The sequence below is a fragment of the Paenibacillus harenae DSM 16969 genome (assembly GCF_000422465.1).
Classification (GTDB): Bacteria; Bacillota; Bacilli; order Paenibacillales; family Paenibacillaceae; genus Pristimantibacillus; species Pristimantibacillus harenae.
The window spans coordinates 263,568-290,309 of sequence record NZ_KE383842.1; the positions used below are offsets into that span (position 1 = coordinate 263,568).

General features: G+C 44.6%; 19 protein-coding genes and 2 pseudogenes. 18 read left to right on the plus strand and 3 right to left on the minus strand.

Going from position 1 to position 26,742, the window contains the following annotated elements; translation table 11 throughout:
• The first annotated feature begins 26 nt into the window (after nucleotides 1-26).
• From H581_RS0111280 to H581_RS39655, 4 genes and pseudogenes are all read left to right on the plus strand, one after another.
• Nucleotides 27-1,409 carry a glycoside hydrolase family 172 protein gene (locus H581_RS0111280; protein ID WP_084134552.1) on the plus strand — a complete coding sequence of 461 codons (1,383 nt, stop codon included), beginning with the start codon at nucleotides 27-29 and terminating at the stop codon, nucleotides 1,407-1,409.
• Between the two features lie 18 nt (nucleotides 1,410-1,427).
• Nucleotides 1,428-2,936 carry a glycoside hydrolase family 32 protein gene (locus H581_RS0111285; RefSeq protein WP_245600024.1) on the plus strand — a complete coding sequence of 503 codons (1,509 nt, stop codon included), beginning with the start codon at nucleotides 1,428-1,430 and terminating at the stop codon, nucleotides 2,934-2,936.
• A gap of 270 nt (nucleotides 2,937-3,206) precedes the next feature.
• Nucleotides 3,207-5,435 (plus strand): sensor histidine kinase, encoded by a 2,229-nt coding sequence (locus tag H581_RS0111290; protein ID WP_028610077.1) that lies wholly within the window; start codon nucleotides 3,207-3,209, stop codon nucleotides 5,433-5,435.
• Between the two features lie 135 nt (nucleotides 5,436-5,570).
• Nucleotides 5,571-6,077, plus strand: a pseudogene (locus H581_RS39655) (recombinase family protein).
• Between the two features lie 98 nt (nucleotides 6,078-6,175).
• On the opposite strand, the gene H581_RS0111300 reads toward H581_RS39655, so the two are convergent.
• The gene (locus tag H581_RS0111300) at nucleotides 6,176-6,490 is read right to left on the minus strand and encodes a hypothetical protein (RefSeq protein ID WP_028610078.1); all 315 of its coding nucleotides are present in this window, start codon (nucleotides 6,488-6,490) and stop codon (nucleotides 6,176-6,178) included.
• A gap of 152 nt (nucleotides 6,491-6,642) precedes the next feature.
• On the opposite strand from H581_RS0111300, the pseudogene H581_RS37120 reads away from it, so the two are divergent.
• Nucleotides 6,643-6,909, plus strand: a pseudogene (locus tag H581_RS37120) (transposase domain-containing protein); the annotation flags it as partial.
• A 64-nt stretch (nucleotides 6,910-6,973) separates the two neighbouring features.
• On the opposite strand, the gene H581_RS0111305 reads toward H581_RS37120, so the two are convergent.
• Nucleotides 6,974-9,292 carry an AAA family ATPase gene (locus H581_RS0111305; RefSeq protein WP_028610079.1) on the minus strand — a complete coding sequence of 773 codons (2,319 nt, stop codon included), beginning with the start codon at nucleotides 9,290-9,292 and terminating at the stop codon, nucleotides 6,974-6,976.
• A gap of 172 nt (nucleotides 9,293-9,464) precedes the next feature.
• Here H581_RS0111305 and H581_RS37870 point away from each other — a divergent pair, with 172 nt between their 5' ends.
• The 4 genes from H581_RS37870 (at nucleotide 9,465) to H581_RS39660 (ending at nucleotide 14,833) form a co-directional block, all read left to right on the plus strand.
• On the plus strand, nucleotides 9,465-10,568 hold the full coding sequence (locus H581_RS37870; RefSeq protein ID WP_156889563.1) for a site-specific integrase: 1,104 nt from the start codon (nucleotides 9,465-9,467) through the stop codon (nucleotides 10,566-10,568).
• A complete protein-coding gene (locus H581_RS0111315) occupies nucleotides 10,565-10,960 on the plus strand; it encodes an HNH endonuclease (protein WP_028610081.1) in 396 nt (131 codons plus the stop codon). The genes H581_RS37870 and H581_RS0111315 overlap by 4 nt, the downstream gene beginning before the upstream one ends.
• 573 nt (nucleotides 10,961-11,533) lie before the next feature.
• Nucleotides 11,534-13,627 (plus strand): RICIN domain-containing protein, encoded by a 2,094-nt coding sequence (locus H581_RS0111320; RefSeq protein ID WP_028610082.1) that lies wholly within the window; start codon nucleotides 11,534-11,536, stop codon nucleotides 13,625-13,627.
• Between the two features lie 960 nt (nucleotides 13,628-14,587).
• The gene (locus tag H581_RS39660) at nucleotides 14,588-14,833 is read left to right on the plus strand and encodes a recombinase family protein (RefSeq protein ID WP_028610083.1); all 246 of its coding nucleotides are present in this window, start codon (nucleotides 14,588-14,590) and stop codon (nucleotides 14,831-14,833) included.
• 48 nt (nucleotides 14,834-14,881) lie between these two features.
• Here H581_RS39660 and H581_RS0111330 read toward each other — a convergent pair whose 3' ends face one another.
• Entirely contained in the window at nucleotides 14,882-15,751 is an 870-nt protein-coding gene (locus H581_RS0111330) for a helix-turn-helix domain-containing protein (RefSeq protein WP_028610084.1), read from the minus strand.
• A gap of 181 nt (nucleotides 15,752-15,932) precedes the next feature.
• Here H581_RS0111330 and H581_RS0111335 point away from each other — a divergent pair, with 181 nt between their 5' ends.
• From H581_RS0111335 to H581_RS0111375, 9 genes are all read left to right on the plus strand, one after another.
• Entirely contained in the window at nucleotides 15,933-17,297 is a 1,365-nt protein-coding gene (locus H581_RS0111335; protein ID WP_028610085.1) for an ABC transporter substrate-binding protein, read from the plus strand.
• A 74-nt stretch (nucleotides 17,298-17,371) separates the two neighbouring features.
• Complete coding sequence (locus tag H581_RS0111340) at nucleotides 17,372-18,250, plus strand: carbohydrate ABC transporter permease (protein WP_028610086.1); 879 nt, start codon at nucleotides 17,372-17,374, stop codon at nucleotides 18,248-18,250.
• 16 nt (nucleotides 18,251-18,266) lie between these two features.
• Nucleotides 18,267-19,109 (plus strand): carbohydrate ABC transporter permease, encoded by an 843-nt coding sequence (locus H581_RS0111345; protein ID WP_036718484.1) that lies wholly within the window; start codon nucleotides 18,267-18,269, stop codon nucleotides 19,107-19,109.
• An 81-nt stretch (nucleotides 19,110-19,190) separates the two neighbouring features.
• Nucleotides 19,191-20,534, plus strand: a complete 1,344-nt coding sequence (locus H581_RS0111350) for a NosD domain-containing protein (protein WP_028610088.1) — start codon at nucleotides 19,191-19,193, stop codon at nucleotides 20,532-20,534.
• Between the two features lie 311 nt (nucleotides 20,535-20,845).
• Complete coding sequence (locus H581_RS0111355; protein WP_169507495.1) at nucleotides 20,846-22,510, plus strand: fibronectin type III domain-containing protein; 1,665 nt, start codon at nucleotides 20,846-20,848, stop codon at nucleotides 22,508-22,510.
• Between the two features lie 148 nt (nucleotides 22,511-22,658).
• A complete protein-coding gene (locus H581_RS33780; protein WP_051250692.1) occupies nucleotides 22,659-24,491 on the plus strand; it encodes a sensor histidine kinase in 1,833 nt (610 codons plus the stop codon).
• Between the two features lie 12 nt (nucleotides 24,492-24,503).
• Entirely contained in the window at nucleotides 24,504-25,259 is a 756-nt protein-coding gene (locus H581_RS0111365; RefSeq protein ID WP_028610090.1) for a response regulator transcription factor, read from the plus strand.
• A gap of 112 nt (nucleotides 25,260-25,371) precedes the next feature.
• Nucleotides 25,372-25,569, plus strand: coding sequence for a hypothetical protein (locus tag H581_RS0111370; protein ID WP_028610091.1), 198 nt, complete (start codon nucleotides 25,372-25,374; stop codon nucleotides 25,567-25,569).
• Between the two features lie 18 nt (nucleotides 25,570-25,587).
• A complete protein-coding gene (locus tag H581_RS0111375) occupies nucleotides 25,588-26,736 on the plus strand; it encodes an MFS transporter (protein ID WP_028610092.1) in 1,149 nt (382 codons plus the stop codon).
• Nucleotides 26,737-26,742 lie beyond the last annotated feature (6 nt).

Genomic DNA, 26,742 nt, shown 5'->3' on the forward strand with positions numbered 1-26,742 from the left:
AAACTTATCAAAAGGAGAAATCATTTATGCAAAATCAATCGTTAAACCTGGAGAAATCATCCGTGCAAAGCCAATCGTTAAATTTGCTCAGTAAGCTCACCCAGATCAAGGAAGTCCGCACCGCCAGGGCATCCAGCTGGGATCAAGACGGCCGTAATCAGGATTACTGGATGATTCCCGCCGGTGAATCGGTTGTTCTTGGCGACATCGAAGGGCCGGGCAGCATTTCACATATTTGGATGACATCGTTCTGCCGCAGAACACACGGACCGAGCGTCATCAATCCGGCAGGCGGCGGCAATATCGCACCGGTGAATGAAATTCATAACGCACTTGGCGTGACGTGGGAGACGGCTGACCCGGCTTGGTACCGTAAAGTGCTGATCAAGATGACTTGGGACGATCAATCCCATCCGAGCGTGCTTGTCCCTTATGGTGATTTTTTCTGTATCGGCCATTCCATGCCGGGCAATTTTGCTTCGCTCCCGTTCACGGTTTCCGCTAAACCGGAGGAACAATTCAAGTTCGGCGGGGTTGCATCGGTAAACTGTTACTTGCCAATGCCCTTCAATAAGAGAGCCAAAATCGAAATCATCAATGAAAACGATGTGCCGTTCGGTCTCTATTTCCATATCGACTATGAGCTCTACAAGCAGCCTTTCGGCGATGACACGGCTTATTTCCATGCGCAATGGCGCCGTGAGAACCCATGCGATGGCTGGGGTCCCGACCTTCAGGTCAATACGCCGGAGGTGAATCGGGTTGCAAATCTCGACGGAGCAGGTAACTACGTCATCCTGGAAGCGGAAGGGAAAGGCCATTATATCGGCTGCAATCTGTCCGTTACCCACTTCCAGGGCAGCTGGTGGGGAGAAGGCGACGATATGTTCTTCATCGACGGCGAGAAGCTGCCAAGCATTGTCGGAACAGGCGCGGAAGATTATTTCAACCATGCCTGGGGCATGCAGAAGAACGCGTTTCCGTTTCACGGCTCTATCGTGCACGAGAGCGACGTTCCCGGTTACCAGGTTTCGTACCGCTTCCATATTACCGATCCGGTTCATTTCTCGGAGAGCATTAAAGTCACCATCGAACATGGGCATGCCAATCATCTATCCGACGACTGGTCATCAACGGCTTATTGGTACCAGACGCTTCCTTCGAAGCCGTTCGGCATTCTGCCGGTGGAAGAACGCATCCAACCGATGCCGCAATTCCCGAGCCCGGGTCCGCTCAAGAAGGTAGAATTGAATGATGAAATGAAGGAATCCTACGAGCTCGCCAAAGAGCGAATGAACGAGTATTCGGAAGGCCGGACGAATCAAGTTCAGAAGAAAGTAGACAGGTTATCCAGACACTCCCAAGGAAACATCGAACAGAGCAAGAACATTCGTAGCTCGTTTAAATAAACAGCAGGAGGAATATACGTGAAATTGCCAACTAAAGGGATGATCTCACACCGGGAAGCTTTATTGAAAGCGGAACATTCCATCGCCAAAATTAAAGAAACCGTAAGCAAAGATTTAAGCAGGCAAAAATATCATTTTATGGCACCTGCTTATTGGATCAACGATCCGAACGGGTTGATCTTTTACAAAGGGGAATATCATCTCTTCTATCAGCATTATCCGTACGGTTCCAGGTGGGGCGCGATGCACTGGGGACATGCAAAGAGCAAGGACCTCATACATTGGGAACATCTGCCAATCGCTCTCGCACCGAGCGAGCCCTATGATTTGCATGATCGCGGAGGCTGCTTCTCCGGATGCGCCGTGGATGACAACGGTGTCCTCACCCTGCTGTACACGGGAACCATTCTAATTGAGGACGGGCAGGTGATCCAGACCCAATGCCTGGCAACAAGTGAAGACGGCATCACCTTCGAGAAATTTGAAGGCAACCCTGTTATTCCGGGCCCTCCGGAAGATGGCTCTGTGGATTTTCGCGATCCAAAAGTATGGAAACACGGTGAACTCTGGTATATGGTAGTTGGCTCTAGGAAAGACAATACCGGGAAGGCGCTGCTATACAAATCGCCTGACCTTCGTGCCTGGGAATATGGCGGGGTACTTGCGGAAAGTGACGGTACAATGGGTTATATGTGGGAATGTCCGGATTTCTTCCCGCTCGGCGGACGGCACGTCCTGATGTTTTCGCCCATGGGAATGGGAAATCGAACAACGATTTACCTTGTCGGAGATATGGATTATGAGACAGGGAAATTCACCTGGGATACGATGGGAGATATCGACCATGGGTACGAATATTACGCGCCGCAATCGTTTCTCGATGGCAAGGGAAGAAGAGTGATTATTGCCTGGTTGAACGCTTGGGATTGGATGCCATGGTTCAAAGACTTCGGTCCTACGGAGAAGAATCACTGGTGCGGCGCAATGTCTGCGCCGAGAACCGTGGAATTGGATACCGACGGCAGGTTGAGATTTGCGCCTGTGGAGGAATTGAAGGTGCTTCGCCGAGAGCATGTTCGTCTGGAGAATACGATCATCTCCCCGGGGGCCGACGTGTTGCCCAAGTATGCAGCAAGCGATTGCGTGGAAATCATCGCGGAGTTTCAATTGGCCGGTTGTACAGCGGAGGAGATCGGATTCGTGCTTCGATCCTCTACCGATGGAACGCAGCGGACGATGCTCGTCTACCATTTGCCGACAAACGAGCTTCGTTTCGACCGGAATCAGTCCGATGGATGGAGCGAGGGCGTACCGTCGGTTATTTTGGAAAGATCGGGCGAAGAATCTTTGAAATTCCACATTTTCATCGACACCTGTGTGGTCGAAGTCTATACGGATCATTACCGTACCGTGATGACCAATAATATATATCCGGATCCGGGCAGCATCCATATGGAAGTTTTCTCAACCGGCGGCCAGGTCACGTTGAGTTCGATCGATATCTGGAAACTGTGTTCCGCTTGGTAAGAATATAGAATAGCCAGCTTCCCGGTCAGCCGATATGCGGACCGGGTTTTACTATTAAAAGGTGAAGGAAAGAAACATACATTTTGGCGCGATGTAAGCTAGAGGAACGAAATTTATATGCGGGATAGGAAATGAACATGGAGGATGTCAAACGACGAATCGCTAGTTTTTGTCCGCTTGTGCAAGGATGGCGGATGCGATCACAATAGCATCCGGTGTTTTCATTCCGTATTTACCTCGTAGAAAAGCGGCTGAAGGTGGTGTGGGGCATTGGGTACAAGATGGAGAAATAGACTTGCTGTTTTTATCTACGCGCTCTTATTTATTATCGGACTGAGCGGACCGTTAACGTTGATTGCCATGGGCGGCAATTACATGCATCGAGATTACTACCACTCGCCGGAATTTCGTAGTCAGATAGACCAATTCGCCCACTATTTAAACCAATTCGAGCTCAATGCGATTTCGTTGGAGGACGCCAAAACGACCATTACGGTTAGTGAGGGAGAGATTATTCAGTATCGGAACGGCCTGGGCACTTTAACCGATAATATGACAACGATAAAGGATCAATACGCGTTCCGCATTGAGGAGGCATTAGCGGCCGATAATCAGGAAGCGGCGGATTTCTATACGGCGGAGAGGGATCGGAGAATAGAGGAAGTCACCAAGGAGTTTAAGGACGATGAGTATGTGAAAACCGTGCTTGCGAAAGACAAGGAGCAGAGAATCGACAACTACTACGAGGATCGGGAGAGCTACCGTGCCGAATACGTCAACTACAGGAAGAAATTTGACTATTATTTCATGAATAGCCTTAACGGCAAAGTGTATACGAACCTTGGCGTATTGAAAGAAAGTTCGGCCGACCGCAAGATGAACGTCAAGCTGTTCACGACCCGATATACGATACCGATCGATCATTCGTTCCAGCACTGGATTTCGGAACTTATTAATCAATCCTTCGCCCCTTATGAAGGCCGTATCGGGGTGTCTAATACCAGCCCCATCGTTATCGAAGCAGATCGCTATAGACAGGTTCAGATCGTATTGCTGGTCTACACTCTGGCAAGCATCGCTGGACTAATCGTATTCTTCTATCGGATCAAGGAAGCGAAGGGGTTGCCTATAGACCAAGGAAGATGGGCGCACTATTATAATAAGCTGCCTATCGATGCCAGAGGGCTGCTGCTCTTGGCAACAGGCTTGGGAGCTATAGGACTGTTGCTTTCCTTCTCCTATCAATTCCATGCCGTATTCGACCGGTCTTGGAGCACCGGCAGGAAGCTAGCTATCATAATCGTTATCGCGGCGGTTTGTTGGGCCCTTACAATGGTGCAAGGGCAACTGCTGTATGCGGGGCGGCAGGACCCGGGGAGCTTCAAGCGAGTATGGGAACATGCTCTGTTGAATAAGGCGTGGAGAAGCATACGGTCATTCGCTGCACATATCATCGGAAGCGTGAAGGATGCATTCCTCATTAAGAGTACTGGCACTCAGCTAGTCATTCTGTTACTGGTTGTGTTCGGCCTAGGCGCTGCAGGCAATCTTATGTTCTTTGGAAGTCGAATGACATTGGAGCCAGTCTCTACGATCCTCTATATCGTCCTGCTTATCTTCGTCGGACTACCCATCATCTTGCTGCTTATTAATAAAGTCGCGTATTTCAATCGAATCGTTAAAGCTGCGAATGAGTTAGCAGCGGGAAGCTTGGCGGAAGAGTTGCCGGTGAAGGGCAAGACCGCATTGACCGGTCTGGCGGCCAACATTAACGTATTAAAGAGCGGCGTAAAGACGTTGCAGAACGAGCAGGCTCGGAGCGAGCGGCTTAAGACGGAGCTTATTACGAACGTCAGTCATGACCTGCGGACACCGCTTACTTCAATTATTACATATACAGGCTTATTGAAAGCGGAGGACGTATCGAGCGAGGAGAGATTAGCCTACATAGACATCATAGACAAAAAATCGAAGCGGCTAAAGGTGCTGATCGACGATCTGTTCGAGGTCTCGAAAATGGCAAGCGGCAATGTGGAACTAACGCTAGCGAGGGCCGATCTAGTCCAACTTTTGCAGCAGGCACTCGCTGAATATGATAATGCGATTGAAGGCTCTACCGTCCAGTTCCGGGTCACGATACCAGAAATGCCTGTATATGCATGTGTAGACGGGCAGAAGCTATGGCGCATGTTCGACAACTTAATCGGGAATATGATGAAATACTCCTTAGACCACTCACGAGCGTATATCACGATATCCATAGTAGACCACCAACAGGTGTTCGTCACGTTCAAAAATGTATCGAAGTACGAATATAGCGAAAATGGAGAGGAGCTGCTTGAACGGTTCAAACGTGGCGATACGTCACGACATACGGATGGTTCCGGTCTTGGTCTCGCCATCACGAAATCGATCGTGGATCTACATGACGGTCGCATGTCTATCGAGACGGATGGGGATTTGTTTAAGGTTATCGTCGCTCTAAAGGTGGAGCCATAACAAATAAGGCGCGGCTGAGAAGCCGCGCATTTGTTACATGCTAGTTCGCTGCCGGGAAAATTGGACGGTGACACCGACAATTGCATTGTCCCAGGCTACCTTTGCAACTAACTCCAGAATGGAGTGTCAGAAAGCATGCTTTTTGAGACGCGGGTCGATAAGCAAAGCGGAAAGGACTTTGATCGACCACGCTATCAGGCTATGCGTCTGATGATCCACGAAGGCGACCTGGTTTACGTGGATGCCTTGGACCGGCTGGGTCGGGATTACGACGGAATCATTAGTGAATGGAAGTACATCACGCGGGAGATCGGTACAGATATTGTGTGCTTGGATAATGAAACCTTATTCGATAGCCGGAAGTTTAAAACGATGGGCGACAGTTTTTAGCTTGTTGGCGTATGTGGCCGAGCAGGAACGGAAAAAGAACCGGCAGCGTCAGGCGGAAGGGATAGAGGTTGCCCGAGCGGATGGGGTGACGTTCGGGAGGCCTAGGCAGGAGATAGACGACAAGTTTATCCAGGCATATCTTGGAAAAATGGTCGTATGACCGCGACGGAGGCTATGCGGCAGATCGGCATGAAGAAGCCAACCTTTTATCGGCGTGTAAAGGAGTATGAGCAGAGGATAATGGAAGCCTAAAAACAATGTTCGGGATTTCGCAAAGCTGTCAATTTTACCAATCGGCTTAAGAGGTGGAAGCCGGTAAATTAAGGTATATCAATTTTAAATACTCACCATTATCCCCCGTCTAACACTAAAAACTTTTCCATTAGACCCGCCATCTCTTGAGTAGCTTTCACGGTATGTACTGGCCAACATTCCCCGTGGAATGTACAACTTTTCGGATCATCTGGATCAGTCGATGTAATGCATATGACGTCGTTAGAATATAGAAACTCGACATTTCCTTCTTGGTCTTCAGCAATTAGATACATATACTCATCTTCATCCAAATCTTCAGGAAAAGCCACAAGATGATTCGGGATAAATAACTTTGCCGGTTTACTTGTTTTTGAGTTGATCAAAACTGTAAAAGCTTTCTTTTCTTTCATGGGAATAACCTCACTTTCTCATCCATTTACAGTGAAGTTATTCCCATTTCATAACTATCATACTTGAACATCAACACTCGCCCCTTCAACATCGACAATGAAAAACCACCCGCCGGTGACCATGAACCGCCGTTTATACGGATCGATGCGTCAACAACCCCGATGAGCGCTCGATCAAGCCATTCGTAATCGGGAGAAAAAACTGGTTATTTGCGAATACGCCTCGCGGCGCGAAGGCAAGTGCGGCGATCTACAGCGTCATCGAGACGGCGAAGGAAAACGGACTTCTTCCATTTCAATATTTAAAGTGCCTGTTCGAGCAGCTTCCGCAGCTTTCGGATTCACAAAATCCAGAGGCGCTCGAGCCTTATTTGCCATGGTCATCTATGCTTCCGATTACTTGTCGCGTTATGGGATAGGTATCGTAAAACTTTTGGTCTCAGATGGAGATGGAGCTAGTTGTACGTGATGGGACGCTTACTTTTATGCAGATAATGTATGAACTCCACGAATTACGTTCAGAGTTCTCTCAACATAACTTTGCAATTCGATTTCATTCAGTGATTCACTATCTGCAAAAGGATTTTTATCATGATGGTACTTTTTGCTAAAATCATTGATTTCTTCAAGCTCAGATAATTGAGGCTGCATTTGAATAACAGCTGGAGAATACCCATTTCTGACCTTATCAATAAAATTACCTAACCATTCATCATTCTTAAAGTCCTTTGGAAAGCGAATTCTAAGATTTCCTTCAATTAGTGGTCGGATGCATCTAGCTACTGCCCGTAGATCGAGTTTAGAATTCCCTTCTAAAAAGTCAGCTAAAGCGAAAAAACCCTGATAGTAATCATTCTTTGTTTCTTCTTCAATGTTCCAGATATCTATTTTGCTATCTGTTATTCCATCGCGCCGTATACATAATTGCGTAAGAAGTGATGACTTATCAGCAAATTTTTGCCACAGTATCCTTGCAAAATAAGAGTCATGCGTTAGAACGAGTACTTGTTTTGCTAAGTTACTAAATCTTAGAATCTGATCAGCGGTGTAGTTTTTTCTATGACTATCTAGACTCGATATTGGATCATCGAATATCACTACTTTGCTTTGAACATCTGAATCTGTTTCCAATTTAGCAAGGAAAAATGCAAATGCCAGGCAACTCTTGTCTCCCTCGCTTAGGGTATTACTAAATGAAGGCTTAGAAATTGGGGATTTTTCGTTACCGAGATCAACTTTGTAACCATTAATTGTGAGTGCAAAGTTGCTACTTGGTTTACCACCTAAAAAACTCGATTTGTATTCTGTTATTGTGAAACTTGCCCCGCAATTTTTTAAATGAAAATTAATTCTTTCCTCATATCTTGTAAAAATTGTTTCTGTATATGCATCAAGATCTGATTTAGTTTGTTTTTTGCTTCTTTCCAACGAACGTAATAATTCTAGATGTTCTCGATATTTTTTTATGATGGTTACTTTATCTTCTGAATATCGTAGTTCGATATTCCTCAGATTGTTTAATCTTGTTTTAGTATTTTGTATGTTTATTGTATCGATACTTTTCTTTCTATGTTCAACTAGATCATTTAATTCATTTATTTCATTGTTGTATGTTTGAATTCTATCAAGTAAAGATAAATAATTGTTTATATGGGTTATTAATGATTCGGGGATAGCTATCTCCTCTAATGGTGTTGATTTTTTAGCATTAATTAGTGAAATAATCTCCTCAGTGAATCCTTTCCAAATTGTACTTGAGTATTCTAGGTCGAAATAAAGTTCTTTATCAAAAGAAATGTACTGCTTCCAATAAATGGAAATTTCAGTGTTCATTTTAACTGCATTTTGTAAAATGAATATTTTCTCTGTACTGAATATCTGACTGAATGATGATTCTAAATTTGCGATAATGCTTTTTGCCTTGTTATATTCTTCGCTGAAGAAGCTTTGAAATGCTTTTACGATGTTAACTTGACTTATATCTTGATTACAAAAAGGACATGTATCATTAGTCATGTGATTAACGCCGTATTCTAACCATTTTTCTCCTTCAGAAGTATCTAACTTTTTATGTATATGTTCTTTAGTTAATACTTCAGCATCGTGCATTAGATTCTTAAGCACAGTTCGTTCAAAGTTGGATAGAAATTTATCTTTATCGAATGGAGGGAGGTTTAGAAGATTAAATGCAGATTTCCCCTTGACTTCAGTTTCCTTCTCAATTGCCTTAAGCATCATTTCTTGCTTTGATATCTCGGTTTCAAGATTATCCATGTGTTTTAAAGATAAGAATTCAGAGTATGTGATAATACCGTGAGTTCCTGAAACAATGTCTTTTTCAAGTTGTTTTTTTAAATTGTTAGCAGCTTTTAATTGCTCATCATCATTAAAAAGCTTATCAACGTACTCAACTCCTTTTTTTCCGATAGTGAATAAGTACATTTTCTTCTTTTGATCGTGTTCAACAATATATCCTGAAAAAACATTTTGATTTACAAAATGAGAGTCAAAAATTTCGGTATCGAATGTTGGTTTTACTAACCATTTGTTGCCCTTAAATTTAACCATTCCATTGTCTGTGAGAATTTCTATGCTTTGTTCTTCATTGGAACCCAAAGTTTTCCTTCCCAATATCAAATCGTTGTTCTGATCATGAAGTGATCTTAAAATATGCGACAGGGTTGTTTTTCCCCGCCCGTTTTCAGAATAAATAAGATTCATCCTATTGAACTGGATTTCACCTTTAGATGCAAAAGATCTAAATTTACCTGTGTTGTTGATTTTGACAATCTTTTTTATCATCTTATCGACCCCTCTGCTAAATTTCATGCTTGTCTTATATTAACATGTTAGGAAATGTCTAATAAAGAAAAACGTTGGGTAAAATACCCAACGTTTTTCTAGGAACATGACAATGATCATTTCGTATGTGAAAATATGATATCATTACATTGGATAGCATTTGTTGAGGGGGATGAGTGAAGTGGAAGTGACTCAATTAAGTGCACGAGAGGGATATTGGCGTTACAGTTCAGAAGCTTACTTTAAGACAGAAGGTACAAAAGATCAATATACCCCAAAGATAAATCAGTTTACGGAAATGCATTCTGACACGGATTTGATTGAATTGCTTTCATTAGAGAATATAAGATCGTTCTTGATTGAAGATACAAATCCAAATATTGGTATTGCGGCATTAGAACATTTTTATAATTTTGCTCACACTGATTTACTGAATGTTAAACATTACTTGCCTTTTCCAATCAATAAGGATTTAAAAAGAGAACTAACTAAGAAAAAATCAAAAGAAGAGTATACATCAGACGAAAGAGCTAATTACTTGCCAAGAGATTTTAACTTCAATGAATTATTCAATGATAAATGGTACGAGCATCTGAATAATAAAGATATTATTAATGAATTGAAAGCATGTGTTGCAGTTTGTTTAGGTGGTGCATTTGATACAAGTGAAATCAGTACTTTAACAATAAGTGATTTTGAAATAACGTCCAATCAAATCAGGGTTAAGAATCCCTACAATAACTTTAATAGTAGTTGGATAATGTTTAACGAACATTTATCATCATATATCTTGGACTATTATAGAAGAAGAACTTCTTCTGGGTATGAGGATAATGAACTTTTCTTTATTAGACTTTGGGACAATAAAGAAGCAAGAGGAATACAGTATGATTCTAATTTATGGTCAGGAAAAAAACCGACATTTATTACCCAATGGGTATCGTACATATTAAAGTATATCTCCTATAACCTTGGTTTAAATCAACGTATAGAAACTACGAGTTTACGTCATAGTACTATTCTTCATTATTTATACAGCACAAACGGTAAAGGGATAGACCAACTTATAAGAACATTCGGCTGGGTTAATTTTATTAAGGATGCTATTTTTAAGTATTTTAATGAAGAGGATGTAAATGAGATAAGTTTTGTACTACAGCAGTCAATGGAAGACAATATTAATAATGTCGATGCTAGTGATGAAGAATATTTTTTTCAGTTTCCCCATTGGAGAGACAACACTTTAATGGGGAAAGGAGATTATCAGAATATTTGATCCGCAAACGCCCTAGAACTCAAATCCCAGTCAAGCAGCTAAAGCAACTTTATAACGAGACATGTCAAATATGCGAAGTACCTCTTATCTTGCTTGGGGACGTAAATAGAGGGGGGATTGCCTATTCCGAAGTGTGTCATATAAAAGCACATGCTTTAGATAGTGCTGATGATAGTACAAATATGCTCGTCCTGTGTCCTAACCATCATAAATTATTTGATATAGGGATAATCGCAATCAACCCTGAGACATTAGATTCAATTCTCCATGTAGACGAGAAAAATGAATTACATGGTAAGAGACTCGATATCAGACATCTGATAGCCAAAGATAATATTGAATACCACTATCGAAATGTATATCTGCCAATTTTTGAATATATCCGAAAATAAAAACAAGAGATGAACTCACTTGACTAAATTTAAGCAAGTGGTTCATCTCTTGTTTTGTGTTCCTCGATTGCTTTAATTAATTCGGAAGGATGAATATGTAATGCTTTAGAAAGAGAAAATATTGTATTTAAGAATGGTTGACGTTTACAAATAAAAAAAGGAGATGGTTTTATTACGGCAAAGACTACGGAGTCAATATCCATTCCTTCCCGAATCAGGGGACCGTCATTTCGGTGAGGATCCCATTCATAAGAAAGGATAACATTTTGTGAGATTGTACAATTTTAGAGGCTTGAAGAAGCTATAAAATAAAGGTTGTAATCGTAAATAACCAAAAGGGGAGTACTTTATGAAGCTATTGAAAGTTACATAATTTTGTAATCGCTTTCATTTTTTGGGGGGGTGATATAATGATTTAGCCTCTGATGGGTTTTGGACAAGATTCTGGATTGACTATTTATGAAAGCGGTAACATTCCCCCTTTTAAGGAGGTGAGAACTTAAAGAAAATGTTGATTCTTATTGCGACTGCAAGAAAATGGAAAACGTCTAATTATATTAGGAGGTATTGATAATGGGGAAAATTGATTTAAAGAGTATCAAGAAAATGCTGTTCATTGCGTTTGCAGCTGTGCTGGTTTTATCAACCGTCTCATTCGGAGTAACCGTCAACCCGAGTCTTGTAAGCGCTGCCACTTTCACACATGGCGGCGGAATCTTGTATACGCAAGCCGATTTTGACCGTGCCAAGCAAAAGGTGGCACTAGGGGCGAGTCCTTGGATCGAAGCATGGAATGCAGGCAAGTCGACTACATTCGCTTCTCCTACCTATGTTCCGCGTCCCGTACCCGCGCCTGCAAGATGGGGTGGCCATCCCGAATTAAATTCGGGCGGTCAACTGTTTAACGATTCGGAAGCAGCACTCGTTCATGCGATCATATGGAAGGTTTCAAGCAATACGACGGAAGCCAACAATTCGAAGTTGAAAGCGCAAGAAATTGTCGATGCCTGGTCAAGTACGGTTAACACCGCGGTAGGCGGCGATGAAAAACAATTATTGGCGGGATTAACCGGCTATAGGCTAGCCGCGGCAGCAGATATTTTGAGCTCAGACAGCGCTTGGGTAAACGCAGGTAAATTTACTGCGGCGAAAAACATGCTTCTAAACTACTTCCTGCCGTCCTTGCGCGACTATCTTGCCAACCATTACAACAAAAATGGTAACCAATACCCGTACTATTACCGCGGGAATCAGGACACTGCCCCAATGGTTACAATCATGGCTATTGGCGTGTTATGCGACGATCTCACCATTTATAATGAAGCCGTGAATGAATTTAAAAACGGCAATCATAATGGCCGGGTAACGCACTATCTCATCCCTTCTTCCAGCGACCCGAACCTGGCGCAGTCCGAGGAAAGCGGACGCGACCAGCCTCATACCCAGTTAGGAATCGGAATGCTGGCGACCATGGCGCAAATATCTTACAATCAAAAAATCGGCGATGCCAGCTTTGAGGATTTGTACGAATACTCAAATCGTCTTATCCTTAAGGGTTTTGAGTACACGGCTAAGTATAATAATGGAGGAACGGTACCGTTTACGCCTGTTTGGACCTATGACTGGAGAAACGAGCCTGTAATCTCCGAATCGGGCAGAGGGCAAATGCGTCCGGTTTACGAGATGGTGTGGAACCATTATCATAACGTCAAAGGCTTCGCTGATTCAGTCACTACAGATCCGGTGTACCATACTAAAGCCAGGGCTGCCGCGTTTCGGCCGGAAGGCATTCATACCGACCATCAGCCGTTTACTACGCTTCTGTACACGACTGGACCCGTTGTATCCGGTGAGACCTATACGCTGAGAAATCCGAACAGCGGCAAGATGCTGGACGTTGCTAATGGGGGCACCGCCAACGGGACAAATGTGCAAATCTATCAAGATAACGGCAACAATGCCCAGCGTTTTACAATCATCGACAACGGCGACGGCACCCACCGGATTCTCGCCGTCCAGAGCGGCAAAGCGCTCGACGTAGCCGACCTGGGCACGGCCAACGGGACGAATGTGCAATTGTGGACCTACCTCGGCGGAGCGAACCAGAAATGGCGAATCGTACTCAACGCTGACGGGACATATAAATTAATCGATTCCAATAGCGGCAAAGCGCTCGATGTGAACGGAAACGGGACCGCCAACGGGACGAATGTGCAAATCTGGACGGACACCGGCGGGCAAAAATGGGAATTCATCCGCACCGGGGTCGTATCCGGCGCTACTTACAAAATCAAAAATAAGGATTCCGGGAAGTACCTCGATACCGATGTGAATGGCGGGGTCATCCTTGCTGCAGGTACGATTTATGACGATCAGAAGTGGATCGTTTCCAAACATTCATCCGGCTATTGGACCATCAAGAATGTAGTAACAGGACGCGAATATCTGAATACCGATCTCGACAACATCATGACCTGGAACACGGGTGGTGGCATCTATGACGATGCGTTATGGAACATTGAACCGATCTCAGGCGAATTTTACAGTTTCCGTGTAAATAATAAAGTGGCCGGCAGAGAATATTTGTACGCAACTACGGCGAATGAAGCAAAATGGAACACAGGATCTACGGATTCCAGCACGATCTGGGTATTTGAGAAACAGTAAGTATGTGAAATGAAACCAGCAAGGACCGGAATCTCCAGAGGGGCATTCCGGTCCTTGTTGGCGATTGTCGGGCGCTCTCCTAAGTTAGCAGCTTTGCTTTTTGTTTTGCGTCCTTTTGGACCCACTTTAGCTTGCATAACCTCCTGAACTCATTCGGTCTGTCCGCCTTCGAAAATGTCATCTTTATGTTTTTGAATCGTATATACGATCTGAGCCGATTTGATCACTTACCAGCTCAACGCCAGCTTTTCGTCAAGAGTATTTTTTAGACAACAGATCGTGTAAATGATACAAAATAGATCAATTATGTGAATAAAATAGCAAAGTAAACATAGTATTAGGGGTAATCCCAGCGAAGCTGTCATGAATTGCCAAGTGCCTTTTGAATCACACTTAATGGTATTATGTGTGATTGAGAGAAACCCGAGAAGCCTTTCCCTGAAAGGGAAGTAAGCAAATACGCCAGTTACAGAAAATATTTTCTATTCGGAACTTTGATTGATAATCAATAGCGTTAGAATGAAGTTTTTCAGGGTGGATGGGAAATTCGGTGCTGAAAGAGGTCTTATAGATGATGCTCTTTAAGAAATAAAGCATCCAAATCTACGTGAAGATTATAAAAAAAGTCACTCCTTTAACTGGTCAAGAGCCAAACCGTAAACAAAAGACCCTATATTACATGAAGTGCATCCCTTAGAATAGAGATTGGAAAACCCCTCTGGTTAATCCGATAAATTCTAGGGCTGTATTTTTGTGGCGACTAAATCAAAAGTGTTCGTATCCTTTAATGATATGAACTGCTATGGCTGTTTAAAAAACGATCGTTTTTTAGACTTTGTAAACATCAACATATAATGCCCTAAACTGACCATTGTTTCAGTCTATTAAATCGTCTATTATTCAAGATGTATTTAAGAAAGATGCTAATCGAAGGTTTAATAGACAAAAGAGGTTTGGGAAATGGATAAAATTGGCTATGCACGTGTTTCGACTTCCGATCAGTCCATGGATTTACAAATCGATTCTTTGAAGGCTTCCGGATATGAGCGTATTTTCGAGGAAAAGGTCTCAAAGAATAGTGATCGTCCTGAGTTAGCTCGTCTGCTTAGAGTACTTGCTACAATGTCTGCGGCAAATCCGACGTTAACTACGGTTGCCCTCGCGATCCGCACGGCCGATCATATTTTGCAACAACGACAAGATTAAGTTGAATTAATCGATAAACCGTCAGGTTGAAATTCCCTGACGTTTTTTTTATTTATTTTTGCGGTAGAAAGATGGTTTGACACCGTCTATTTTCTTAAAAGCTTTGCTGAATGACTGAATATCGGAGTATCCAAATTTTTCGGCAATTACAGTCAAAGATTCTGTAGTGAACTGAATGATCTCTTTCGCTTTTTCGATTCGTAACATCTGGTGATATTGTATCGGACTCATACCGAATGTTTTTTTAAACAAATGAATTAAATAAAACTTGCTTATTCCTGAGATGTGAACGAGCTCGTCCACTGTCACCTTTTGATCGATATGATGTTTCAAGTAGTTGCGAATTTTAACCAATTCATCCATGTTGGTAACCAGATGAGGATTCTGGTTCCAATAATTCTCGCGAAGGAGATGGATAAACAATTGAATGAACATACCCTTCACATTGGTCTCGTAATAAGGCAGCTTCAATTGGAATTCATTAATAATTTCAAATAGCATATTCTCGATAATAATAGGATTTCGAAGCCTCAGGTGGCTCGCAATCTTAAGCGAATTACTATCCAAGACGTCTTCGCGGAACCACTTCATTTCCTCCTCAGAAATCTCCTCCAACGGTTTAAAAGAAATTTTCACATCAGGACTGTCTTCCTTAAATATCAAATCAAAATGCAAATGTGGTTGCCGACACATTCCGGTACCTATTTTCATAATGGAATGCGGTTGTTTCGGTCGAAATAGAAATAAATCCCCAGGTTCTCCTTCATAAGTTTGATTTTCGATGGTTACTTTTATCCTTCCTTCTTTTACATAAAGAAGCTCGTAATCAAATAGAACTCGTTCTTGCAAGTGCCATTGTGACGGAACTGTACTGTCCATTGCCACACGAATATATGGAGAAAGCTTTTGAAACAACATTCGGGTCACCTCCGAGAGAAAAATAAATAAAAAGCAATATATGATAAGTATTGAAAAATTAATGCCAAGGACTTTTAACTTATCCTAATATACAATGAAGTCGTGGAAAGCGCTACCGTTAAGCGTTTCCAACATCATCAATACTATAACAATACAGAACAACTTAAAGGGGATGTTAGGTATGGCTTATCAGAAAAAAATGGGTTTGGTTGCTTTAGTTATCATGATGCTGATCATAGCAGTATTGTCGGGATGTACAGGCGGAAATGAAAAAGTAAGCAATACGGCAGGAAACAAAGAAGGCTCTGCGGATAAGCAAAAGGACAAGTCCCTTACTGTGCTCGTGGAAGGTGGAAGCCCCGCTTTTAAAGTGGCCACAGCTACAGCAGAAGAATTTAAAACTGAAACTGGGTACGAAGTTAAGATAGAGGCTGTTCCTTATATCGGCGTTTTTGACAAGCTCAACGCGGAATTAAAAGCAAAAACGGGTTCTTACGATGCTGCGATAATCGACATTCTGTGGTTTCCCGCATTAGCTAGTGGCTTAGAGCCAATGGACGACCTGTTTACAGATGAAGTGAAGAACGATTTGTATCCTAACTTGATCGATGGCGGCAAAGTAGACGACAAAATTCTCGGCATGCCGGTGTGGACTAACTCCAAAACCATGTTATACCGCAAAGACCTTTTTGAAGATGCGAAAGAAAAAGAAGCTTTCCAAAAGGAATACGGTTATGAACTGAAGGTGCCTACCAACTGGCAGGAGTATCGTGACACAGCTAAATTCTTCACACGAGATACGGACAACAATGGCGAGATGGATATGTACGGTACAGGTGTATTAGGTAAAAACAACGGTGATTCCGTTGCGAGCTGGCTGGATCATGCTTTGCAAGCCGGAGCAGACCAACTCGTAGTCGGTGAAGACGGTAAATCAAATGTAAACACAAAACCGTACGTAGATGCTTTGGATTTCATCACTAAGGTTTTGAGAGAAGATAAATCGGCACCTGAAGGCGCTTTGAATATGGCTTCTGACGAAATTGCCGAGTTGTTCTGGAATGGCAAGATGGCAATGATGCTGGAATGGGGACATTTCTTCGTCCCGTCTAACGATCCTGCCAAATCGAAAGTAGCAGGAAAAGTAGGGACTGCGCCGATGATCGGCGGAGATGCCGGAGTTGGTGTTGTACCTGGTCCATGGTATCAAGTTATCCCAGCCTCCTCCAAGCAACAAGACATCGCTAAAGAATACATTAAATTCCTTTACGACCGCAATGACCAATACTTGGCTGCAATTGGTGTAGCCGCTCGTAAGTCTATCCTCGAAACTAGCGGACAGAAACCTGAGTACGCTCATCTGCTTTCGCTTGGCGAGACTTTGGCAGCGAAGCAAACTAAGAACCGCCCTGTACTTGAGTACTGGAACGAGATTGAAAGCGAAGCGCTGATTCCTGCTGTGCAAGCAGCTTTGTCGGGCAAGAAGACACCTCAAGAAGCACTGGATGAAGCAGCTAAGATCATTAACGAAATTCAAGGCCAGTAAAATTTATGTTTTGAGCGGAGGATAGGCGCGCCTATCTTCCGTTTCATCTATCGAAATGATAAGGATGTGACTCTATGACCAAGAGTGATCGGAGAACAGCTCTATTGTTCTTTTCACCGGCTGCCGTTTTCATGGTTCTATTTTTCGTTTATCCCATGTTTCTTCTGGCAAGAGACAGTCTGTTCGATTCCAAAACCGGTACACAATTTGTCGGCGCAGAAAATTACGTCACTGCTTTAACTTCGGCCCGTTTCTATCACTCTCTTTACAATACTATCGTTTTTGTAATTGGAGCGGTGTCGATCGAGCTCGTGCTCGGATTAATTCTGGCGCTGCTGTTAAGCACGGGTTTCAAAGGCAGTCATTTTGCGCGTACGTTATTTTTAAGTCCGCTTATGATCGCACCGCTTGTCTGCGGTTTAATTTGGAAGTTCATGCTCAACGATCAATTCGGAATTCTTAATTCATTTCTTTTCAAGATGGGTATCATTGACAGCCCGCAGAGCATCTTGTGGTTATCAGACGAAAGATTTGCGCTACTGTCCTGCATGATAGCAGATATCTGGCTGACTACGCCGTTTATGATGCTGATCCTGCTGGCAGGCATACAAGGCATACCCGAAAGTCTGTACGAAGCAGCGCACATTGACGGAGCGAATAAGAGCCAATGTTTCTGGCGTATTACACTGCCTTGTCTTCGTCCGGTCATCGTCGTCGCCGTCCTGATAAGAATGATTGATGCGGCACGCTCGTTTGATATCATTTGGGTGTTGACCCAAGGCGGCCCTAACTTCTCCTCTTCCCTTCTGAGCACGATGATCTATAACACGATGGCTCGTTATAATCAGGTTGGATATTCCAGTGCGCTTGCCATATTATTTATGGTCGCGTTAATGTCAATTTGCGGGTTTTTCATGATGCGGTTGTGGAATCCGAACAAGAAAGCAGTATGACACAGGGGGTTATCAAATGACTACGTTCACCAAACAAAGATTAACGGTAAGCTCCATGGTAATCCTGCTTTTAACGGGATTGTTTGTGCTTGCCTTCTTGCTTCCTTACGTTTATTTAATAATGACTTCCCTGAAAGAATCAGCTGAAGTTATTTCATCTACCCCGACCTTAATTCCTAGTGTATTCACATTGGAAAATTACCGGACGATGTTTGATTTACTTCCGATTGCAAAATATTTTGGCAACAGCTTTTTTACCGCAATTTCTAGTACCGTAATAAGTGTATTTCTCGGATCGCTCGCCGCATACGGCCTGTCCCGGTTTTCCTCCCGTTTGGGTAATATGTTTTTATTGCTGACCCTCGGCGTGCGGATGGTGCCTTTAATCAGCGTGGCGGTTCCGATGTACGGAATTATAAACCAATTGGGCCTATACGATACGAAATTCGCTTTGATCCTTGTGTATACAAGCATTAACATTCCATTCGTGATTTGGATGATGATCGGATTTTTTGATGGATTGCCAAAGGAGCTGGATGAGTCGGCTCGCGTGGATGGCTGCAGCAGGCTAGGTGCGTTTATAAAGATTATTCTGCCCGTTTCCCTGCCCGGCTTGGCAACAACCTCCATCTTTTGTTATATGCTTTCGTGGAACGATTTTTTGATGGCATTGATGATGACCAGTACATCTGCTAAAACGATGCCTGTCGGTCTTTCCGAATTTTTGGGCGCGTATAATCTTGATTTGGGGCCTATGACGGCAGCGGCTGTCTGTTTCAGTTTACCGGTTATGATTTTCTCCATAATGATTCAAAAGTATATTGTAAGCGGCATGACGATGGGAGCAGTAAAGGAATGAGTGAAATGCCGGAATTCTAGTATTCCGTTAAGGAAAAGTAGTTTATGAACAAACACACTAAATTGATAGGAGAATTTATTTATGGCTAGTAAAAATTATTACGACGTAACAGAGTGGCCTGTCGGTAATCCGTATGAGGATATTGGTGAGGTAATCAATAGCATTATAGCAGATATTAAAAGGAGGCAAACGGACACTGATGTGAATAAAGGCGGAAAGCCGGGTGCGGTTATCTATATTCCACCGGGAGATTATCATCTTGGCAGTCAAGTAGTTATAGACATCAGTTATCTTAAAATTATGGGTTCTGGACACGGGTTTACATCTTCGAGTATTCGTTTTAATACTTCTGAGAATGAATGGGCGGATTTGCATGAATTGTGGCCGGGAGGAAGTCGCATACTCGTAGATATTCCCCCAGAAGTAAATGACGAGGAATATAAAGGAGCTGCATTTTATGTTGAACGAAGTGGAAATCCCCGAATAAGTTCGGTAGAGTTTTCTGACTTTTGTATTGATGGTTTGCATTTTATTGAAGATGGTTCAGGAGAAACAAATCCGGAAAACACATACGCTAACGGGAAAACGGGTATTTATGTTGCAAGTGCTTGTGACTCATTTCGGATTACAGGCATGGGGTTTGTGTATTTAGAGCATGGAATTACTATTTATCATGCAGATGCTCTGACTATACATGATAATTTCATAGCTGAATGTGGTAACTGTATAGAACTGCGAGGTTGGGGACAGGCTTCAAAAATAACCGATAACTTGATAGGAGCCGGTTTTAAAGGATATTCAATTTACGCTCAAAATTTTGGTGGACTTTTGATTACAGCGAATAATGTTTTTCCACGAGGTGCGAGCAGTATCTATTTTGATGGTGTGACACGTTCCAGTATCACAAATAATAGACTTCATTCATTTTATCCAGGAATGGTGGTATTCAGGGAAAATTGTTCGGAAAACTTGGTTTCTTCAAATCACTTTTTACGTGACCATGAACCGTGGACTCCTTTTCTGGGAATAGACAATGGTTTAGATGATTTGTATGGTCTCCTCTATATGAGTGGCAATAATAATTCTGTAATTGCTAATCACTTTTCTGAAGGAATTAATACTCAGAACATCAAGCCGGCAGGTGCAACACCTGTAATCATACGTATTGTTTCGGGTAATGGAAATTATATTTCTAATAATCATGTTGTTGCCAAGGAGGTTCATGCCAAGATAAGTGATTCTTGTTTCTCTGCGCAAGTAGACGCTTTGTTGACTACCGAAGCATCAGAGCCGCTTACCGTAACAACAGTATTGGTAGAAAAAGAATCGCTTCAGAATACGATTCTTGATTCGGGAAGTGATGCACAGGTTGTTATGGACAAGACTGTAAATGCATTCAGAGCCACTCCAACGCCAGGAGCATAAATAACTTTCACTACGTAGGTTGCTGATAATATCAGCCTGTTGTGCTATCGTGCAGGTATGCTTAATCAGTTACTCCATATCGATTTCATTCAATGCGAAATATACCAATGTTTGTTTTAATATTTTTGGTAGATTTGTTTTGTAATAGTGCAATGAGCACATTCGTAGATTTTGGCAATATGGTAGATTTAAGGTAAAAAATAATGGAGTGAAGATTGATGAGACGACGGTTTATGCTTTTCGTTTGTGCCTTTCTGTTGCTGACGATGCTTGTACCTTTTCAGGCAACTGCCGCGGACTCCGGTTCCGCGGTGGTAGCAGAGAATACAATGGTTGATCCTTCTTCAGTAATTCCGGTAGATAACGTGGAAGGAACGATCTTGGATTTCGACGATACCCGAACCCTTTACAAAGGAATCGATGACAAGGTGCGGATCAAGAATCGCACGGACGGGACGGAAACCATCATCTATGATGCTCCCTATAATTATCTGGGCAAGTCGCTGCTGACACCTGCAGGTGCAGTGGTGAATGTCTATACAGGCCATGACTATGGCGAACTGTTCCTGTGGTATTCCGGTCAACTTAAGGCTACGGGTGTCGAAACCTTCTCGGGCTATGGCTCGGAGCATTCTACTGTCCAAACCGACGGAAAATTTGCTTTCTCTGATTGGACAGGAGATTTGATCGATACCGAAACCGGGGAGATCCGCAATTTCGGAAGAGTGGGCTATGCCGCGCTGGCTGCGGACGGCAGCCTGGTCGCCGCTAATAACGAGGGAATTATCCTATTTCAGCCCGATGGTACAAGCAGGCAGCTAATCAAAACCAGCCTCGAATATCCATCGCCCGTGTTTGACGGAAAGACTGTGCTTCTGAACACCAATAGCCGCGATATATTGAAATATGCGGACGGTTCTCTTACAATGATCAGTAAATCCTCGTACTATGATGACACCACCAGCCCGCATTCTGATTTCGAGATCGATCAGGGCTGGATCGCATACACAAAGCCCGCATCGAGCGGTCGCAGACAAATATTCTTGGAATCTCCGCAGGGAACTGTGACCCAAGTGACATATTTCAACGGAAATTCGAAAATCCGTGCTTTGAACAAACACGGAACTTTGGCGATCACGTACAATAGCGAACTGTATATGTACCATCCTGGAGATAAGGAACCGAAGAAACTTACGTCCGACAGTTATTATCATTTGGCTCCCTCTTATCACAACGGCACATGGTACCAAGCGGTCGAGGGTACTCTGTTCCTTCTAAACTACGGCCCGACTGTACCCGGGGACACTACCGCACCTCAGTGGCCGGGGACTGATGCACTGAGCGTCGCAGATGTAACGTATCACAGTGCGTTGCTGAATTGGCAGCCGGCTACGGATGAAACGGGTGTAGAGAAGTACTTGGTATACCAAGACAATACGCTGCTGGATACCCTGAACAGGGATGTGAACAGCTATAACGTGAAGGGGCTGTCTCCAAATTCGTCCTACCTCTTTTCACTGGTCGCCGTGGATGCCGCCGGCAACCTAAGTGTGAAACAAGAAGTGACGGTCACTACTGCAGCATATCCGGCTCCCGGCTCTTTTCAGCTTTCCGACTCCAAAACTTATTCGGATGGTTGGTACAATTATGAGTATTCGTTATATTACGGGTACATTTCATCCTCAGGACAAGAGTTGAGTGGATCTTGGAGCCCCCCTGAAGGTTTCCATGGAGTCGTTAAGGTCTCCATGGCTTCCCCGGAAGGGGAAGATTATGACCTTAGTCTGGAGACCGTGGGCGAGGGTAACCAATTGCCGGAAGATACGACGTTACTCACAAGCGGCACCGAGTACAGTGCTGCCGAGGTGCCCAGTGGTTACAGAGCGGAGTGGAGAGTTAAGGGACATACGGGCAATGATTATAGTCCGGATAAGAAAGTTTTCGTTTATGTGTATATCAGATATGACAATCACTGAAGATTATTACTCTGATTACGATAACTTAATGATCGGCCGCGGGATCGCCCGTGGCCTTCTTTGTACCGATTTGGCGATAAGACCGGACGCAGATCTTCGGTACTCAACTTGAAACTAAAACACCACAGAGAGTGAAGGTGATGGACGAATGATCGGCATGAACCGAGGCTTTCTAAATAACATGATGCGCTTCTTGCTGCTTCGCGATCAGCCCCTCATGATCAAATTGACGATATACTCCGCCCTGCTGGTCATATTTCCCATGATGATGGTCGGAATGATTTCTTACCGGGAGACCTCCCGAACGCTAGAGAACGAAGCCAAACAGTACAGCTGGCAAATAATCGATCAAGTCAAAAATTACGTTGAGGATTATTTTCGCGGCTTCGAGATCAGTACATTGAAAATCGTAAATCATCCGGATACCGTTACTTTTTTAAAGCTGAAAACGCTTGAAGAAGTGAATGACGCCAATATCGTTCCGGACGTGCGCGGCGTGCTGAAAAATTCGGCCTACTCGCAATCGGACGTCATCAATATAACATTGATCCTGGACCGGATTCAAACGATTAATTCGGCTGTGCAAGCAGGCGTGTCAACGGTTTGGGGAATCGAGGAAGAGTACTGGTACGATCATATACCGGTCACGGGCCGCCCGAAGGTATACAGCCGGGTTGTTCAAATGAACGGCAAAGAAGAGCCCGTCATATCGGTTGTCAAACGCATTGCAAATCCGCAGACGCTTCAGCCCTTCGGGATGCTTGTTATCGATGTAAATTATAAGCGCTTACATGATGTAGCCCGGAAAGTGAAGCTTGGCGAAGCAGGACAAGGGTTTCTATTTATTCTGGATGAGCGGGGATATATCGTCTATCATCCGGACATGAGCCTGATCGGCAAGAAGGCGGATACCGGAATTATTCAGGCGATCGGCAGCGAGAAGAGCGGATCTTTTGTTACGGAAGCGGACGGGTCCAGAACACTGCAGACGTTCAGCCGCAGTGAATCCTTGCAATGGCAGGTCGTCACCTCCATACCGTATGAAGCGTTGATGCGCAGCAGCAGGGAGCATATCGGCGGAATGATTTTTGGAACTACCGCGATTTTTATGGCCATAGCGCTTGTCCTTAGCGTCACCCTGGCTGCAAGCTTGGTAAGACCGATCCGAAAGCTGTATCAAAATATGAGAAGAGTCGAGAACGGGGACTTTAAATGGAGGCTTCCCGTCGAAACGGCGGATGAAATCGGCAAGCTTTCTAACGGCTTCAATACGATGGTTGACCGTCTCTCCCAACTGCTTGAGGAGGTCTATTTCTCGAAGCTGAGGGAAACGGAGATGCACCTCAGACAGAAGGAAACGGAGCTCAAAATGCTTCAAGCGCAAATCAATCCGCATTTCCTCTATAATTCCTTAGATACGATCCGCGGCATGGCGCTTGAACATGATATGGAAGAAATCGGCTCAATGGCTGCGGCCTTGGCCCGATTATTACGGTATAACGTGAAAGATACGGGCGTCAATGTTACCGTTCAGGAGGAAGTTGATATCGTCAAAATCTACTTGCGCATTCAGCAATTCCGCTTTGAAGAGAGGCTGGAATACGAATTCGATGTGCCGGATTGGGCGCTGAGGCAGCAGATTACCAAATTCACACTTCAACCGATCGTCGAGAATTGCATCGTTCACGGCATGGAACGAAATGCGGGCATAACCCGAATCCGGATATCGGTCCGGCCGCTCGCGGATGATTGGTTCGAGGTGCTTGTCACCGATAACGGACCCGGGATCCCGCCGGAGACGCTTGAACAGCTGCGGCGCCGATTAGACGAAGATAAGCCGTCCGAAGAGTCGCATATCGGAATGATGAACGTACAACACCGCATCCGTCATGTGTGTGGAGAGCCGTACGGGTTGAAAATTACCAGCATGGAAGGCGAAGGGACAGAGGTAAGGATCATGCTGCCATATCATCCGCAATAGGGGGAAGAAACGATGGATTATCGTCTTATGTTGGTAGAGGATGAGAAGTGGGTGCGGGTCGCGTTAAAGAAGGTCATTGAGAAGGCGGAGCTTCCGGTACAAGTGGTGCACGAGGCGTCCAACGGCATGGAGGCCCTGGATTGGTTAAGGTGCAATGAAGCGGATCTTGTCTTGACGGATATCCTGATGCCGGTGATGGACGGACTTACTCTTCTGGAAGAGCTCCAAGCGAACGGCTTCGGCGCAAACGTCGTCATGATAAGCGGGCACGACGATTTCAAGTATGCGCAGCAAGCGCTGCGGAAAGGCGCATTCGATTATTTATTAAAGCCGGTTGAGAAGAAAGAGCTGGGAGCATGTTTGCGCGCCTGGATCAAAAAAAAAGAAGAAACCGAATCAGGGGAGAAAGCTGCCGCGCCTGAAGTAAATGTGCAAGAGCTGTCTCCGGTGGATCAGGTCATCCATCACATCGAGTCGAACCGGGTGTACGATATGTCGTCGGCCGAAGCTGCGGAATGGGTTCATCTCAATCCGAGTTACTTTAGCAAGCTATTCAAGCAAACCAAAGGAATGACCTTTACGGATTATGTCACGGCGATGAGAATGAGAGATGCGGCAGCGCTCCTGGAGAAGACGTCCTTGCGCGTAACCGAAATCGCCGAAAGACTAGGCTTTACGGACCCTGCTTATTTTACAAATACGTTTAAGAAAACGATTGGCCATACGCCGAGCGAATATCGCAAGCTGAGGAGAGAAGCTATGGCTTGAGGACTTTATTGGCCGAAAGCTATAATTTGGATAACGTTTTTGTGTTTCACAAGTCAAAGCGCGTCAGCGTCGAGCGCAACCGCTTACCGGGAACTGGTCAATTATTGCGCCATTGTTTTCTCTACGATTCCTCGCGCAATTTGAGTCAAATCTGATCACGCGCAAGCCCGAGCCGGAGAAGCAGCGTCTTCAGCTGCTGCGCGTGTTCGATCACCGCAAACGCTTGGGAGAGGTTGAAATGCAGTGGATCAAGGACGAAATCGAGCGAGTCAAGACGCAGCCGGATGAAGGGGTGGAAGATTTTTCATAATTCCTAAGGAGGGAGATTATGGAGCGATTATGGACAAAATCCTTTATTCAAATGACGCTGGGGATGTTGGTCTTATTTACGGGATTTTATCTGCTCTTGCCCACGCTGCCTCTTTTTATTAAAGACATGGGCGGCACGGAGTCGCAGGTAGGGCTTGCCGCAGGGGCATTTACTTTAACGGCGGTCGTCTTTCGACCAGTCATTGGGGGGTTGCTGGATCGTTACGGCAGAAGGCCGTTCATCATAGGGGGGCTTCTGCTGTTCGTCCTCTCGATGTATCTTTATAATTGGGTAAGCACGATCGCCGTTTTGCTTGCCTTGCGCGTGCTGCATGGCGCCAGCTGGGCTTTGTCGACGACTGCCGTCAGCACCTCGATCACTGATATTATACCGGCGACGCGCCGCGGCGAGGGCATGGGGTGGTTCGGCATGGCGATGACAGTCGCCATGGCGATAGGGCCGGCGCTCGGAATAGCGGTGCTTGGCGACGGGGCTTATCACAGCTTGTTTTGGCTCGCGACGGGTTTATCTTTTGCCGCGCTTCTGCTCGTTTATTTAACCCCTGTCCCCGAACATCCCAAACCGGAATCGAGGAAAATCGTATTATTCGAAAAATCCGTATTTCCGCTTACCGTCGCTCTCTTCTTTTTATCCGTCGCCTACGGCGGAATCACGACGTTTTTGCCGTTGTTCGGAGCTTCGATCCAGGTGAACCCAGGTACGTTCTTCTTCGTCTATGCTTTGGCGCTGACGCTGGCAAGGCCGATTGCAGGCAAGCTGTCCGATCGGCTCGGCGAGGCTAACGTCATCCTGCCCGGACTTATCGTTACCGTATTATCGCTTGTGGTATTGAGTTTCTCGGAAGGTCTGGTCGGCGTAGTCGTCGCCGCCGTTCTGTACGGGATCGGGTTCGGTTCCGCGCAACCGGCTCTGCAAGCAGCGAATCTAAGGTTGGCGCCTCCCGATAAAAGGGGAGTCGCCAGCGCTTCTTTCATGACCGCGTTCGATCTCGGCATCGGACTCGGCTCGATCATTCTCGGCTGGGTTTCGCAATATACGGGTTACAAGGTGCTGTTCATTGTCTGCGCGGGCTCCGTGCTCGTATCCGCCATTGTATTCATCACCTTTGTCAGTCGAAGACTGCACCGCATATACGATCCGTCCTAATGGTTT